The sequence below is a fragment of the Pseudomonas sp. HAR-UPW-AIA-41 genome, from assembly GCF_002304225.1.
In the GTDB taxonomy this organism is placed as follows: Bacteria; Pseudomonadota; Gammaproteobacteria; order Pseudomonadales; family Pseudomonadaceae; genus Aquipseudomonas.
Window position 1 is genome coordinate 236,208 of record NZ_NSLB01000004.1, and the last position, 15,245, is coordinate 251,452.

The 15,245-nt window shown below is 63.4% G+C and carries 17 protein-coding genes; 9 read left to right on the forward strand and 8 right to left on the reverse strand.

Translation table 11 applies throughout. The features are described from left to right. Nucleotides 1–16 precede the first annotated feature (16 nt). The 6 genes from CK486_RS10325 to CK486_RS10350 form a co-directional block, all read right to left on the reverse strand. The gene (locus CK486_RS10325) at nt 17–883 is read right to left on the reverse strand and encodes a DMT family transporter (protein WP_095940209.1); all 867 of its coding nucleotides are present in this window, start codon (nt 881–883) and stop codon (nt 17–19) included. Nucleotides 884–984: 101 nt separating this feature from the next. Beyond that, complete coding sequence (locus CK486_RS10330) at nt 985–1,251, reverse strand: DksA/TraR family C4-type zinc finger protein (protein WP_095940210.1); 267 nt, start codon at nt 1,249–1,251, stop codon at nt 985–987. A gap of 40 nt (nt 1,252–1,291) precedes the next feature. Then, a complete protein-coding gene (locus tag CK486_RS10335; RefSeq protein WP_095940211.1) occupies nt 1,292–2,155 on the reverse strand; it encodes an oxaloacetate decarboxylase in 864 nt (287 codons plus the stop codon). A 90-nt stretch (nt 2,156–2,245) separates the two neighbouring features. Further along, a complete protein-coding gene (locus tag CK486_RS10340) occupies nt 2,246–3,241 on the reverse strand; it encodes a type II secretion system F family protein (RefSeq protein WP_095940212.1) in 996 nt (331 codons plus the stop codon). Next, nucleotides 3,234–4,004 carry an ABC transporter substrate-binding protein gene (locus CK486_RS10345; RefSeq protein ID WP_095940213.1) on the reverse strand — a complete coding sequence of 257 codons (771 nt, stop codon included), beginning with the start codon at nt 4,002–4,004 and terminating at the stop codon, nt 3,234–3,236. The genes CK486_RS10340 and CK486_RS10345 overlap by 8 nt, the downstream gene beginning before the upstream one ends. 59 nt (nt 4,005–4,063) lie before the next feature. After that, the gene (locus CK486_RS10350; protein WP_371915495.1) at nt 4,064–4,843 is read right to left on the reverse strand and encodes a substrate-binding periplasmic protein; all 780 of its coding nucleotides are present in this window, start codon (nt 4,841–4,843) and stop codon (nt 4,064–4,066) included. A 219-nt stretch (nt 4,844–5,062) separates the two neighbouring features. On the opposite strand from CK486_RS10350, the gene CK486_RS10355 reads away from it, so the two are divergent. Continuing rightward, nucleotides 5,063–6,007, forward strand: a complete 945-nt coding sequence (locus CK486_RS10355; RefSeq protein WP_095940215.1) for a YbhN family protein — start codon at nt 5,063–5,065, stop codon at nt 6,005–6,007. Between the two features lie 10 nt (nt 6,008–6,017). Here CK486_RS10355 and CK486_RS10360 read toward each other — a convergent pair whose 3' ends face one another. After that, the gene (locus CK486_RS10360) at nt 6,018–6,962 is read right to left on the reverse strand and encodes a substrate-binding domain-containing protein (protein WP_095940216.1); all 945 of its coding nucleotides are present in this window, start codon (nt 6,960–6,962) and stop codon (nt 6,018–6,020) included. A gap of 208 nt (nt 6,963–7,170) precedes the next feature. Between CK486_RS10360 and ureE the strand changes: the two genes are divergently transcribed. The 6 genes from ureE (at nt 7,171) to fabR (ending at nt 11,302) form a co-directional block, all read left to right on the forward strand. Then, nucleotides 7,171–7,671, forward strand: coding sequence for an urease accessory protein UreE (gene ureE / locus CK486_RS10365; RefSeq protein WP_095940217.1), 501 nt, complete (start codon nt 7,171–7,173; stop codon nt 7,669–7,671). Beyond that, nucleotides 7,668–8,342 carry an urease accessory protein UreF gene (locus CK486_RS10370; RefSeq protein ID WP_095940218.1) on the forward strand — a complete coding sequence of 225 codons (675 nt, stop codon included), beginning with the start codon at nt 7,668–7,670 and terminating at the stop codon, nt 8,340–8,342. The genes ureE and CK486_RS10370 overlap by 4 nt, the downstream gene beginning before the upstream one ends. 14 nt (nt 8,343–8,356) lie before the next feature. Beyond that, on the forward strand, nt 8,357–8,971 hold the full coding sequence (ureG, locus tag CK486_RS10375) for an urease accessory protein UreG (RefSeq protein ID WP_095940219.1): 615 nt from the start codon (nt 8,357–8,359) through the stop codon (nt 8,969–8,971). A 27-nt stretch (nt 8,972–8,998) separates the two neighbouring features. After that, nucleotides 8,999–9,571, forward strand: a complete 573-nt coding sequence (locus CK486_RS10380) for a HupE/UreJ family protein (RefSeq protein WP_095940220.1) — start codon at nt 8,999–9,001, stop codon at nt 9,569–9,571. A gap of 91 nt (nt 9,572–9,662) precedes the next feature. Then, nucleotides 9,663–10,574: a glycerophosphodiester phosphodiesterase gene (locus CK486_RS10385; protein ID WP_095940221.1), complete on the forward strand. Its 912-nt coding sequence runs from the start codon at nt 9,663–9,665 to the stop codon at nt 10,572–10,574. Nucleotides 10,575–10,660: 86 nt separating this feature from the next. Further along, nucleotides 10,661–11,302 (forward strand): HTH-type transcriptional repressor FabR, encoded by a 642-nt coding sequence (gene fabR, locus CK486_RS10390; protein WP_095940222.1) that lies wholly within the window; start codon nt 10,661–10,663, stop codon nt 11,300–11,302. A gap of 4 nt (nt 11,303–11,306) precedes the next feature. Here fabR and CK486_RS10395 read toward each other — a convergent pair whose 3' ends face one another. Continuing rightward, nucleotides 11,307–12,074: an FCD domain-containing protein gene (locus CK486_RS10395; protein WP_095940223.1), complete on the reverse strand. Its 768-nt coding sequence runs from the start codon at nt 12,072–12,074 to the stop codon at nt 11,307–11,309. A gap of 272 nt (nt 12,075–12,346) precedes the next feature. Between CK486_RS10395 and CK486_RS10400 the strand changes: the two genes are divergently transcribed. Continuing rightward, entirely contained in the window at nt 12,347–14,032 is a 1,686-nt protein-coding gene (locus tag CK486_RS10400; protein WP_095940355.1) for a lactate permease LctP family transporter, read from the forward strand. A gap of 52 nt (nt 14,033–14,084) precedes the next feature. Then, a complete protein-coding gene (gene lldD / locus CK486_RS10405; RefSeq protein WP_095940224.1) occupies nt 14,085–15,239 on the forward strand; it encodes an FMN-dependent L-lactate dehydrogenase LldD in 1,155 nt (384 codons plus the stop codon). Nucleotides 15,240–15,245 lie beyond the last annotated feature (6 nt).

The window sequence follows — 15,245 nt, forward strand, 5'->3', positions numbered from 1 at the left end:
CGGCCCTGACTCCGCGTCAGGCCGCCGTCCGGTGCTGCCCCCACGCCAACGCCGCACCGCTGAGGATGATCACTGCCATGCCGAGCATCGACCAGGCATCCGGCACATGGTCGAAAAACAGCATGCCCAGCAGGGTGGCGGTCACGATCTGCACGTAAGTGAAGGGAGCCAGACTCGCAGCGCTGCCATAGCGGTAGGCGTGGGTCAGCAGCATATGCCCGGACATCGCCGTGGCGCCCAGCAGCGCCATCAGCAGAGCATCGGTCAGCGGCAGCGGCTGCCAGGTCCAGGGCAGCAGCACGCTCATGCAGAGGGTGCCGACCAGCGCCGAGAGAAAGTTGCTGGTAGCCGGATGGTCGGTGCCATTGAGGCGGCGGGTCAGCAACTGGTACAGGCCGAAACAGAAGGCCGCGCCCAGCGGCAGCAGAATGGCCCGGGTGAACAGCGCCCCGCCCGGCCGCACGATCAGCAGTACGCCCAACAGGCCACAGCCCACCGACAGCCACAGACTCCGGCTGATGTGTTCCTTGAGCACGGTGGCCGACAGCACGATGACCACCAGCGGCGCCAGGAAGATCACCGCCGTGGCCTCACCCAAAGGAATAAACCGCAGCGCACTGTAGAACAGCAGGGTGATGGCCACCAGACTGAAGCCGCGCGCCAGCTGCAGCCAGGGACGCCGGGTGCGCACCAGATTCCAGCCCATGCGCGGCGCAAACAGCGCCAGCATCAGCAGGTTCTGCGACAGGTAGCGCAGCCACATCACCAGAAGCACCGGGTACACCGCCGTGAGGGTCTTCGACAGCGCATCCTGACTGGACAGAAGCAGACCGGATGCGAGGATCAGGGCAATGCCCAGCCCGGGGTGAGGACGGTGCGGCACAGAAAGTTACCCGACACATAATTAGCAGGCTAAGCATGCTAATGATTTGCCAGCGCCCGATCCAGTCCGATCGGTCAGGTTACGACCAAAGGCCAGCACTCTCAGCGCAGCTGGCTGTCCTTGCTGCCGCGTCGGTTGTAGCCGGCAAACTTCGCCTGCTCCTTGTCGTGCTCGCGCTGGCAGGCCACGCACAGCCGCACACCGGGCAGCGCCTGGCGCCGCGCCTCGGGAATCGGCTGCGCGCACTCTTCGCACGCGTGAAGGCTGTCACCCTGCGGCAGCTGGCTGCGCGCCCGGGCAATGGCATCCTCGATGCTGTCGTCGATCTGCTCCTGTACGGCGCCGTCAGTGCTCCAGCCTCCAGCCATGCTGTTGTCCTCCGCGACGGGCAAGGGGCCTTGCCCCGCGCTATTCCTGTACGTTCATGTAGTCACGCGCCCAGACGAAGTAATCCTCCGGCTGGGTGTACTTGTGCGTCAACTCGGTGGCATTCAGGTCGCAGGTCGCCACGCCACGCTGCTCGCGCAGACAGTCGTAAGTGGCCTTGATCGCGGCAAAGTAGGCCGCATGCCCGTCGACCACGATGCGTACGCCGAGGCTGGCCAGACGGGCATCGTCGCGCAACGCCGGGTTGCCATAGCTGACCAGCATCAGCGGCACCTGCAGCTGGCTGGCGATCTGCTCCAGATGGTTGAAGTCGCGCACCCCGACCAGGCAGATGCCATCCGCTCCGGCTTGCTGATAAGCGACAGTCCGCTCGATCACCTCCTCCACGCTGAGCACGCCGGCATGGGTGCGGGCGATGATGGCCAGCGCCGTATCGACCCGCGCTTCCAGCGCCGCGCGGAGCTTGCCGACGCCCTCGTCGATGCCGATCAGGTCAGTGGACTTGCGCCCGAACTGCGCCGGCAACAGGGTGTCTTCCAGAGTCAGCGCCGCAACGCCGGCACGCTCCAGCTCGACCACCGTGCGCATCACGTTGAGCGCATTGCCATAACCGTGATCGGCATCGGCGATCACCGGCAGGCTCGCCACCCGGCCGATGCGGCTGGCCTGTTCGACGAACTCACTGAGGGTGATCAGCGCAAAATCCGGCGCTGCCAACACCTGCAACGCGGCCACCGAACCACCCAGGATGCCGACCTCGAAACCGAGATCGGCGGCAATCCGCGCCGACATCGGGTCAAACACCGACGCGGTGTGATAACAGGAGGACGAGGCCAGCAACGCCCGGAAATCCTGGCGCAACTGGTGATGGGAAGGTCTTTGCATGATGGGTTCCGGCAACAGGGATACAGAGTGAGTCGTCACCCGCGCCCGGCAAGACACATAGTGCGCCGCTGAAGCAGCCCGCTACGCCGGCTAACGCAGATCCGCCGGCACGCTCGGGCCGATACCCGCGCCGCTGATCAGGCCATGGGCAATCCACAACGCCACCAGCAGGTAGGCCAGGCGCGGCAGCCAGGTGGCCAGTTGTTCCTCGAAACCGGCCTGCTGCTGGCCCTGCCGCTGGGCAAATCCAAGCAGCACCGCCGGCAGTGTGCCGCTCGCCTCGCCGCTGGCCACCAGAGCGCGCAGCTGCGGCTGGCCGGGAAAGTCCATGTTCTGCAGCGCCAGCGCCAGAGGCTGACCCGCCACCACCCGCGCCTGTAACGCCACGAAGTCCTCGCGCAGCGCGGCATTGCCCAGACTCGCCACGGCCAGCGGCATGGCCTCGAACAGCGCCACGCCAGCCTCCTGCAGCAGGCCGAGGCTGGTGAAATAGTCGCGAACCGCGCGGCGCGCCAGACTCACACCCAGCACCGGCAGCCGCAGGCAAAAGCCCGCCACACGCGGATTCGTCGCCAGCAGACCCTGCTCCCCCTGGCGGCGCAACCGTGCCCAGCCCCAGACAGCCAGTGCCAGCCAGAGCAGCGGCTGCAGTACCGCCCACAGATAGCCGGCCATACTCAGGCTTCCGCCCACCAGCGCCGGCAGCGGCTGGATCAACAGCGCCAGCAGCAGGGTCGCACCGGGCAGGTACAGGCGAGACTGCATGGCCTTGCGCTGCCGGGCCTGCTCGGCGTATTGACTGGCCAGGCGCTGATACAGGCGCGCCGGGCTGCCAGCCTGCTCGGCAGCCTGCAGCAGACTGACCTCCAGCGGGCTGAACAGACCGCTCAGGCGCCCCGCTACAGCCAGGCTGCGCCCTGTCTCTACCTCGCGTTGCAGACGTGCTATTGCTGACTGCCTGTTGCTTCCCAGATGCAACGTGCGCAAAGCCTGACCAACCGGCACACCGGCTTGCTCCATGGCAGCCAAATGCGCGAAGAGTTCAGCACGCTGCTGTAACGGCAGCAGGACGGGCACCTTACTCATGGGGAGACGGCTGGGTCTGCATTAGGCTCTCGTGCATTGGCAGATGGCTAAACCAGCGCTGGTATATACGACCAAAACTGCCATCTCGTTTCATGTCATCCAGGGCGGTTTGCCAACGAACAACCAGCTCGGGATCAGTGGTCAGGGAGAACCCCAGGTAAGACTGATGCTGCAGAAAACTGAACTGCCCCTCGACATCTTCTGGGCTCATGTCAACTTCCGCCAAAAGCATCGGCAGGCTGATGTCACTCACAATCAGCACGTCGGTGCGTCCTTTGCTGAATAGGCTCGCCATATCCAGCGCGCTGGACACTGTAAAGATGTCGCGAAAGCCCTGTGCATTGAGGTACTGAAGGGTATACCACTGACGTGGCAAGGCGATGCGCAAGCCTTTCGCCTGATCCAATGACTCAATCCGCAAACTGCTGCCTTTGCGCGTGTAGAAGCGATTATGCGAAAGCATAAAAGGCCCGACCCACTGGAAAAGCCCTTCCCGCTCGGCAATAAGCGCCATCGAAAACAATCCGACATTGGCTTTATCGCGGGCCAGCGCATAACCACGGCTCCACGGCACCAACTCGATACGAACCTGATCGCCCGTGCGCTGTTGCAACGCTTGCACGAGTTCTACGGCATAGCCGGTTAAATGACCGTCACGGGTAAAGTTAAGAGGCGGCCCCTCCTCGGTGTACAGCAACAACTCTGCCGCCCGTAGTGGCAGGCAGAACAGCAGCAAGAGAGACAAGAGCACACGCAAGGCCATAAGCCACCCTGGATTACCCAATGCCCCTGCAGATTAGCAGGCCATGGCGATGACGCACTCTAGAGGGGCATCACACCTGGCAACCAACGCTGCACGATGCGCTTGAGTGAGCCATCCGCCCGCATGGCTTCCAGCATCGTTTGCCATTTCAGGACACGCTGAGAATCGGTTTGCCGGGAAAAGGCAATGTAGTAATCGGAACTCATAAAGCTGAAGTGTGCCTGGACCTGATCAGGATCCAGCCCCCCAGCAGCCAGCTCCTGAGCCAGAGTTATATCTTCGGTGGCAATCAGACTCGCGCGACCGTGCTTCAAGAGGTTAACCATTTGCCGGGATCCGCTGGTCCCGTACACATTGTTAAGACCATGCCCACGAAGCGTCTGATAGGTGTACCACTCACGCGGCACTGCCACCCAGCCGATGCTTGCCGCCTCCTGCAGATTACGGACCTGAAGGCCACTGGACTTGAGCGAATAGAAGCGAGTCTTACCGCGAACCAATGGCCCTACCCATTGGAACAGCGCTTCCCGTTCTGGTGTACGTACCGTAGAAAAGACGGCGGTATCAGCCTGCTGCTGAGCCAACAGATAGGCTCGCGTCCAGGGCACCAACTCTATCTCGATATCCTCACCGAGGCGTCGGGCCAGTTCACGCACCACATCAACGGACATTCCCTCGACCCCGCCCGCCTGCATAAAACTCATGGGAGGGGCATCCTCTGTAAGGAGCCGCACAGGCGCTGCCATACCGGGTAGCACCCAGCACATTACGGTCAGCAGCAATAGCTTTTGCAAGCCCTTACTCATTCGCCAAAGCTCCACATTACAAGGGCCAAGCATAGGTCAAATGAACGCTTTTGCCGCCGCTGAAACGAACGTCCATTGTGCTGACCCGGATCAAGCGACCATGCATGAGCGGCCGACTTATATTGTGTAACACAGTCGTGTCACCGATACTGCGCGCCGTTGATCGCGCCGCTGCTACCCTCAGAAGAGTTTCAGCCTGCGCCAAGCCCCGACCGGCAACCCAGCGCCGACGTGTGTTTCAAGGATTACCCCATGGTTAAAAAGAGCGATCTGGCCTGGACCCTCATCGGCCTGCTGGCGGTGGTGCTGTCCTGCTATCTGCTCTACAAGGAAATTCGCACCATCTCGTTGGCCGAGCTGGCTGACAGCCTGCGTGCGATTCCCTTCAGCAACTGGCTGCTGGCCGCCGGAGCGACACTGGGTGCCTATACGGCACTGGCCTGGTATGACCGGATTGCTATTGCCCATCTGGGCAAGAAGATTTCCTGGTGGTTCATTACCCTTTGTTCCTTCACCACTTACGCACTGGCCCACAACATCGGCGCATCGGTGTTTTCCGGCGCGCTGGTTCGCTACCGCGCGTACAGGACCAAGGATCTTTCCCCCCAGGAAATCGGAATCCTCATTGTCTTCTGCTCATTTACCTTTGCCCTGGGCACCCTGCTGGCAGGTGGCGTTGTACTGGTTGGCCAACCAGACCTGATCAAGCGGGTGGCCGACATCACCCCCTGGGTTTCGATAGCCATTGGCAGCCTGCTGCTGGGACTGGTGACACTGTATGTGCTGGGCTCCTGGCGCCAGTTCAAACCCTGGACCTGGGGCAAACTGCACGTTGAATACCCACGACTGGGTATCGTCGCCCGTCAATTGCTGGCGGGCCCACTGGAACTGGTCTGCGCGGCTGCAATCATCTATTTCGCACTGCCGGAGGCCAACCACCCAGGCTTTCTCGTGGTGCTCGGCGTCTTCCTGGCCTCGTTCTCGCTAGCCCTGCTCTCGCACGCCCCAGGGGGACTGGGAGTGCTGGAGGTGACCTTCATCAGTGCCATGCCCGAAATACCCACAGTCGATGTATTGGCTGCTCTGATCGTATTCCGTGGTTTTTACCTGCTACTGCCCTTTGCTCTGGCCATTGTGGTCGTACTGGGTTTTGAACTGGGCCAATGGCGCCAGCGCCGCCAAAACACACCAACCTGAGTGGCACCGTTCAAGGGAGCGGGGGATAACCCAACAGCACACGGACTTGAGGTTGTTGCAGGTTATCGGTTGTAGCAATTTGCACTGGCAGCCCCTGCGATCTTGGCTGCAGCGGAAGTTTCCCCTGCATGGCTTGAACCGCTTGGGTAACACCTTGGTAGCCCATCTGCCAGGCCTGCTGCAAAACCAAGGCGTGAATCTCTCCTCGCGCAAGCGCTCCGACCAGCAGATCACTGCTATCGAATCCGACATGAACTTGCTGCCCAAGCCACTTCAGCCGCTTGAGCGCCACATAAGCGGCCGTGGTCGTGGTGGCATCCGGAGTGAACAGCCCGGCGTAGTAGTGCTCACCAGCCTGCTCGAACACATGTTTCATCTGTGGGCTGTCAGCACCAATAAAACCCTCATCATCAACGGTTAACCCACCGGCTCGTGCTGCCTGCAAAAAGCCCTCTTCACGCTGCACCGTAGAGAGCACATCGCCTGACAAACGAAACAGCAAAACCCGGCCTTTGTGCCCAAGAGCCCTGGCCATAACCCTGCCCGCTTGCTGGCCTGCCTGATAGTTGTCGGTGGCCAGTACCGTCAGAACCGCATCCCCCCCCATGTCACGATCGATATAGAGGGTCTGTATTCCCTGCTCACGCAACCGGGCAGCACGAGCACCAATCGATTTGCCGGCCGGGGCAATAACCAGTGCGCGACAACCCTGTGCCACCACCCGGTCAATCACCTGCTGCTGAGCCACACTGTCTGCCTCACGAGCAGGACCTCGAAAATACACGTTCACCTGATGCTCTTTGCCCGCCTCCAGAGCACCATCTCTCACCAGATTCCAGTAAGCGGAACTACCACCACCGGGTATGACGCCCACACACTCTGTGGCTACCGCAGCCCCGCTCATCCACGCCAGACACAGCAAACCAACCGGCTTAAGCACTGCCTTGCTGATCATTGTCACCTCCGTCACACGTGCTCTCTGACTCTAGCAGTTGCAACTCACCATGCAGACATCGCACCAAATAGAGGCACCAAGCCATATGCGCACCAATGCAAGGCACGGAAATTGTGCATCCCAGGATCAATAGCCTTGACCTGTGGCGGCTCGGTCTTGGCAAGCCTCTTGCTGAAGCACCAGCATCATCTGAACACTCAGGTTCCAAATGCTGGTCATCCATCAACGCATCCCCACCCAGACCGACTGGGACGCCGAACTGCTGCTCAGTTTCGAGGCACGCAGCAAAAGTCGTCTGCGCTGTTTCAGCACCGCCGGCGAAGAAACCGGTCTGTTCCTCGAACGCGGCCAACCAGCCCTGGCTGACGGCGACTGCCTGCAAGCCGCCGACGGCCGCGTGGTGCGCGTCATCGCCAGCCCGGAGGCGCTGATGCATGTGACCTGCGCCAACAGTTTCGAGCTGATGCGCGCTGCCTACCACCTGGGCAATCGCCATGTGGCCCTGCAACTGGGTGAAGGCTGGCTGCGGCTGCCGCAGGACTATGTACTGCAGGCCATGCTCGAACAGCTGGGCGCGCAGGTCGTGCTGATCGAAGCGCCGTTCCAGCCGGAACAGGGAGCCTATGGCGGCGGCCATCACCACTCCCACGCCGGCGAGGCCGAGTTCAACTACGCGCCGCGCCTGCACCAGTTTGGCGTGCGTCTGTGAACCCGGCCTGGCAACTGCTGCGCCTGGCCAGCCCGCAGCTGCCGATTGGCGGCTACAGCTACTCCCAGGGGCTGGAACTGGTGATTGATCAGGGGCTGGTGCATGACGCCGGCAGTGCCCGGCGCTGGCTTGAGGATCAGCTGTTGCTCAACCTCGGTCGCTTCGAGGCCCCGCTGCTGCTGGCTCACTGCCAGGCTGCCGCGGAGGAGGACTGGGCACGTCTGGCCAGCCTCGCCGCCGAACACCTGGCCAGCCGCGAGACCCGCGAGCTGGCCCAGGAAAGCCGGCAGATGGGCTACTCGCTCAAGCAACTGCTCGACGGTTTGCCCGAACTGGACGCGAGCGCACGGGATTTTCTGGCAGCACTGCCCGAACCCGGACTGGCTCCGGCCTGGGCACTGGCTGCGCGGGCCTGGCAGATCACCCCGGCCGACGCCCTGGCCGCCTGGCTCTGGGGCTGGCTGGAAAACCAGCTGGCCGTGCTGATGAAAAGTCTGCCGCTGGGCCAGCAGGCCGCCCAGCGTCTGACCTCCGAGCTGCTGCCCACGTTGCAGCAGGCACAACAGCTGGCCAGCCAGCATCCCTCCGAACACTGGGGCAGTGCCGTATTTGGCCTGGCCCTGGCGAGCATGGCGCATGAGCGCCAGTACTCGCGTCTCTTCCGCTCATGACAAGGAACCTCAACATGCACAGTCAACCTCTGCGGGTCGGTATCGGCGGCCCGGTCGGCTCCGGCAAGACCGCCCTGACCCTGGCCCTCTGCCTGGCCCTGCGCGAGCGCTACAACATCGCCGTGGTGACCAACGACATCTACACCCAGGAAGATGCCCAGTTTCTGGTACGTAACGAGGCACTGGCACCAGAGCGGATCATCGGCGTGGAAACCGGCGGCTGCCCGCACACGGCCATCCGCGAGGACGCTTCGATCAATCTGGAAGCCGTGGAGCAACTCAACCGCCGCTTCCCAGGCCTGCAGCTGATCATCGTCGAATCCGGTGGCGACAACCTCTCGGCCACCTTCAGCCCGGAGTTGTCCGATCTGACCCTGTACGTGATCGACGTATCGGCCGGCGACAAGCTGCCGCGCAAGGGCGGGCCGGGCATCTGCAAGTCCGACCTGCTGGTGATCAACAAGGTCGATCTGGCCCCCATGGTCGGCGCCTCTCTGGAGGTGATGGAGCGCGACGCGAAGAAGATGCGCGGCGACAAGCCCTTCGTCTTCAGCAACCAGAAGATCGGTCAGGGCCTGGACGAAATCATCGCCTTCATCGAACGCCACGGCATGCTCAGCGCTGCCTGAAGCCCCGCACCAGTCAAGGAGACCACCATGAATCTGCGCCAACAACTTGCCACCCTCGCCCTCTGCTTTTTCCCTGCTGCCGCGTTCGCCCACAGCGGTCACGACCACTCCGGCCTGCTCGCGGGCCTGGCACACCCCATCGGCGGCCTCGACCACCTGCTGGCCATGCTGGCTGTCGGCTTGTGGGCTGCGCAGCAAAAAGGCACTGCCCGCTGGGCGCTGCCACTGACCTTCGTGATCAGCATGCTGTTCGGCGGCCTGGCTGGCTTCGACGGCCTGCAAGTTCCCGGACTGGAAAGCGGCATCGCCGCCTCGGTACTGGCGTTCGGGCTGCTGGTAGCGGTGGCCGCTCGTCTGCCAATGGCGGTTGCTCTGTCGCTGACCAGCCTGTTCGCGCTCAGCCATGGCGTGGCCCACGGACTTGAGCTGCCGGAGATGGCCGAGCCGATCGGCTACGCCCTGGGCTTCCTCGCCGCCACCGCAGCATTGCATGCTGTTGGCTATGCACTGGTTCGCTACCTGCCTCAAGCTGCCGCACCGCTGATCCGTTTGGCCGGAATTGGCAGTGCGGGTGCCGGGATCTGGCTGCTGGCTCACTGAGGTCACACCAGCGGGTCCATCAGGACCCGCTGTCATAACAGCGTCATCGACCTGTGCTGTGCTTCGAGCTTTTTACGGAACCCGTCTGCCCATGTTGAAACTGGCCCGCTTCCTGTTGATCCCCCTGTGCCTGCTGGCCTGCATCGGCGTGGCAATTGCTCTGTCCAGTTCTCCTGCCAGCACACCTGAAGCGCTCAACGGTCTGACTGATCGACCACTGGTAATCGCCCATCGGGGTGGCCGTGGACTGTGGCCGGAAAATACCCAGTTCGCCTTCCAGAGAGCAAGCGACCTGGGTGTTGACGTGCTGGAAATGGATATCCACCGTTCCCGTGATGGCCACCTGGTGGTGATTCATGACCGCCGTGTTGACCGTACAACTGATGGACAAGGCCGCATCCGCGATCTGGATCTCAGCCAACTGCAGGCACTCGATGCCGGCTACCGCTGGACAGCCGACGGCGGCCAGAGCTTCCCCTACCGGGGCCAGGGCATCCGCATTCCCACTCTCGACGAAGTACTGAAGGCACATCCCCGCCAGACCAAAGTCATCGAAATCAAAGTGCCTGATGCCGACCTCGAAACGCAGCTGTGCCAGCAGTTGCAGGCACAAGGGCAAACCCAGCGAGTGATTGTGGGCAGCTTCTACGAGCGCAGCCTGCAACGCTTTCGCGAAGTCTGCCCGCAGGTCGCTACATCCGCTGGCCCGAGCTCAGTCAAGTTGCTGGTGGTACTCAACTGGCTCGGCCTGAGTGACCTCCTCAGCCCGAGCTATGAAGCCCTGCAGGTGCCGGAAGAGCACGACGGACTGCCGATTGCCAGTGCAGACCTGATTGCCAATGCCAGAGAACGTGGCTTGCACGTTCAACTCTGGACCATCAATGAGCAGGCCGACATGCAGCGCTTGCTCGCAATGGGTGCCCAAGGGCTCATCACCGACTACCCCGACCGCGCCCTGCAGCTGCTAGGCCGCCAGACAGCACTCGCCCGCCAGGACGACTAGGAGGCAAAGCTGCCCATCACTCAGCCAGTGACGCCGGGCGGAGCTTTTTTGTTAGAGTGCGGCGCAATTCGTCCGTTGGAACCGTCATGTCTGCCCGTGCCGAACAGAAACAGCAAACCCGTCTGGCCCTGATGGATGCCGCCCGCCGTCTGATGGACAGCGGGCGCGGCTTCGGCAGCCTGAGCCTGCGCGAGGTCACCCGCGAGGCTGGGGTGGTGCCCACCGCCTTCTACCGGCACTTCCAGGAGATGGACGAGCTGGGCCTGGCCCTGGTGGCCGAGGTCGGCGGCACCTTCCGCGACACACTGCGCGTGGTGCGGCAGAACGAATTCGAGCTGGGCGGCATCGTCGAGGCCAGCACGCGGATCTTCCTCGACGCGGTCAGTGCCAACCGCTCACAGTTTCTCTTTCTCGCCCGCGAACAGTACGGCGGCTCGCAGCGCGTGCGTCAGGCCATCGCCGCCATGCGCCAGCGCATTACCGACGATCTGGCCGCCGACCTCAAACTGATGAATCGCATGCCGCAGCTGGACGACGCGGCCATGGACGTGGTCGCCGACCTGGTGGTGAAAACCGTGTTCGCCACCCTGCCGGAACTGATCGACCCGCCGGCGGACAACCTGCCGGTGCACCTGCAGCCCGAAGCCAAGATCACCCAGCAACTGCGCTTCATCATGATCGGTGGCAAGCACTGGCGCGGTCTTGGCCGCGCCCCGTCGGAGAGCTGACGCCTCAGTGCCCCTGGCGGCGCTGCGCCCTTGCCAGACGCTTGGCCTCCTCGCCGCCCTCATGCAGCACTTCCTGCACATAGTCGATATGCCGCTGCGAGCACTCGCGCGCATCCTCGGCACGCCCCTCGATGATCGCCTCGAACAGCTGCCGGTGCTGCTCGCGCAGGCGTTCGCGGGTCTCGCTACGCTGCAGATAGAGGCCGCCGATATTGGTCACCACATTGTGCTTGAGCAGGTCGAACAGACCGCGAATGGTGTGCAGCAGCACGGCGTTGTGGCTGGCTTCGGCAATGGCCAGATGAAAGCGCGCATCGGCGGCCCCCTCCTCGGACTGACTGGCGGGACTGCCTGATTCATAACAGGCCTGCAGCGCCTCGTAGGCCTCACGCAGGCGCTGGTGATCCGGCGGCGTGGCACGCAGTGCGGCGTAGTAGGCACAGGAGCCTTCCAGGGTATGACGGAACTCCAGCAGGTCGCGCTGAGCACCGGGGTGACCTTCGAGCAGGTGCAGCAGCGGGTCGCTGAAGGTCGAGCCAACCTGCTCGGCCACGTAGTTGCCACCGCCCTGACGGCTGACCAGCAGGCCGCGCGCCACCAGCTTCTGGATCGCCTCGCGCAGGGACGGCCGTGACACGCCAAAGCGCTCGGCCAGCACACGTTCGGCAGGCAGGCGCTCGCCGGCTTTGAGGCTGCCCTCGAAGATCATGGCTTCCAGCTGCTGGACGATGTCATCCGACAGACGGCGCTGTCGCACCTGACCCACTTCCATCATCCCTCTCCCACTGGTTTGACCAGTTCAATGGCTCTGTTCCGGCCCTGTCGTCAAGCCTATCGCCGCCACGCAGAGCACGGCAAGAAGCACTCCTGCGACCAAAGTCGAAGCCCGACAAATTGACAGGCCGGGACGTCACTCTTACTCTGACCGGGCAGTCTTGTAAATTGGTATTACCAATTAACCAGCAACTCTGCCCGGTGCGCGCTGCCCTCACCCGCGACACCCGGCCAGAACGGCAAGCCAACAACAATCCGGAAGCCACCACCATGAACACCTGGCAGCAGCTCTACACCCCGCTTGGCGGACTGGGACTCTCGGCGCTGGTCGCGCTGATCCCGATCATTTTCTTCTTCCTCGCCCTGGCGGTGTTCCGCATGAAGGGCCATATCGCCGGCAGCATCACCCTGGCGCTGTCGCTGGGCGTGGCCATCCTCGCCTACGGCATGCCCGCCGACATGGCCTTTGCTGCCGCGGGGTATGGCTTCGCCTATGGTCTGTGGCCGATTGCCTGGATCATCGTCGCTGCGGTGTTCCTCTACAAACTCACGGTCAAGAGCGGCCAGTTCGAGGTGATCCGCAGCTCGGTGCTGTCGATCACCGACGACCAGCGCCTGCAGGTGCTGCTGATCGGTTTCTCCTTTGGAGCATTCCTTGAAGGAGCGGCTGGCTTCGGCGCGCCGGTGGCGATCACCGCCGCCCTGCTGGTCGGCCTCGGTTTCAACCCGCTGTATGCCGCCGGCCTGTGCCTGATCGCCAACACCGCGCCGGTGGCCTTCGGCGCCCTGGGTATTCCGATCACCGTGGCCGGCCAGGTCACCGGCATCGACCCGTTCAAGATCGGCGCCATGACCGGTCGCCAGCTGCCACTGCTGTCGATCATCGTGCCGTTCTGGCTGGTGGCGATGATGGATGGCTGGAAAGGCGTGAAGGAAACCTGGCCGGCCGCGCTGGTCGCTGGCGGCAGCTTCGCCGTTACCCAGTTCTTCACCTCCAACTTCATCGGCCCGGAACTGCCGGATATCACCTCGGCGCTGGTCAGCCTGATCTGCCTGACCCTGTTCCTCAAGGTCTGGAGCCCGCGCCGCGCTGAAGAAAGCGAAGTGATCGGCGTATCCGGCGGTGCCGCCACCCTCGGCGGCTTCGGCGGCCACACCGGCGCTACCCCGTCGCCCTACAGCTTCGGTCAGATCCTCAAGGCCTGGTCGCCGTTCCTCATTCTCACCGTGCTGGTGACGATCTGGACCCTCAAGCCGTTCAAGGCGCTGTTTGCCCCCGGCGGTGCGCTCGAACAGCTGGTGTTTCTGTTCGCCATCCCGCACCTAGACCAACTGGTGATCAAGGTCGCGCCGATCGTGAGCAACGCGACGGCCATCCCGGCCATCTTCAAGCTCGACCCGATCTCGGCCACCGGCACGGCGATCTTCTTCTCCGCGCTGATTTCCATGCTGGTGCTGAAGATCGACCTGAAGAACGGACTAGCCACCCTCAAGGAAACCTTCATCGAGCTGAAGTGGCCGATCCTCTCCATCGGCATGGTGCTGGCCTTCGCCTTCGTCACCAACTTCTCCGGCATGTCCACCACCCTGGCCCTGGTGCTGGCCGGTACCGGCGCCCTGTTCCCGTTCTTCTCGCCGTTCCTCGGCTGGCTGGGCGTGTTCCTAACCGGCTCGGACACCTCGTCCAACGCCCTGTTCGGCTCGCTGCAGGCCACCACCGCGCATCAGATCGGGGTCAACGACACCCTGCTGGTGGCCGCCAATACCAGCGGCGGCGTGACCGGCAAGATGATCTCGCCGCAGTCCATCGCCGTGGCCTGCGCCGCCACCGGCATGGTCGGCAAGGAATCCGATCTGTTCCGCTTCACCCTCAAGCACAGCCTGATCTTCGCCACCTTCGTCGGCCTGATCACCCTGGTCCAGGCCTATTGGCTGACCGGCATGCTGGTGCACTAAGGTTTACCGCCGGGCCGTAAGGCCCGGCCTCAGTTCCGGGAACATTGCTGCCATGATCATTTCCGCCTCTACCGACTACCGCGAAGCTGCCCGGCGCAAGTTGCCGCCCTTCCTGTTCCACTACATCGACGGCGGCGCCTATGCCGAGCACACACTCAAGCGCAACGTCGCCGATCTGGCCGACATCGCCCTGCGCCAGCGCGTGCTGAAGAACATGTCGGAGCTGGACCTGTCCACCGAGCTGTTCGGCGAGAAACTGGCCATGCCGGTGGCTCTGGCTCCGGTCGGCCTGACCGGCATGTATGCCCGTCGTGGCGAGGTGCAGGCCGCCCGCGCGGCGGCGGCCAAGGGCATCCCCTTTACCCTGTCCACCGTGTCGGTGTGCCCGATCGAGGAAGTCGCGCCAGCCATCGACCGGCCGATGTGGTTCCAGCTCTACGTGCTGAAGGACCGCGGTTTCATGCGCAACGCCCTGGAACGGGCCAAGGTCGCTGGCGTCACCACCCTGGTGTTCACCGTCGACATGCCGGTGCCCGGGGCCCGCTACCGCGATGCCCACTCCGGCATGAGCGGGCCGAACGCGCCACTGCGCCGCGTACTGCAGGCCATGACCCACCCGGCCTGGGCCTGGGACGTGGGCCTGCTGGGCAAGCCCCATGATCTGGGCAACATCTCCGCCTATCGCGGCAACCCCACCGGGCTGGCCGACTACATCGGCTGGCTGGGCGAGAACTTCGACCCGTCGATCTCCTGGAAGGACCTCGAATGGATCCGCGACTTCTGGGACGGGCCAATGGTGATCAAGGGTATCCTCGACCCCGAGGACGCCCGCGACGCAGTGAAGTTCGGCGCCGACGGCATCGTCGTGTCCAACCACGGCGGCCGCCAGCTCGACGGCGTGCTGTCCAGCGCCCGCGCCCTGCCGGCCATCGCCGACGCGGTGAAGGGCGAGCTGAAGATTCTCGCCGACTCTGGCATCCGCACCGGCCTGGACGTGGTGCGCATGCTCGCCCTCGGCGCCGATGGTGTGATGCTCGGCCGCGCCTTCGTCTACGCCCTGGCCGCCGCCGGCGGTGCGGGAGTGAGTAACCTGCTGGAGCTTTTCGACAAGGAGATGCGTGTGGCCATGACCCTCACCGGCGCCCGCTCAATCGGCGAGATCAGTGCAGATTCGCTGGTGCGCGAACTGCGCCACGCCGCGTCCTGACCCCGG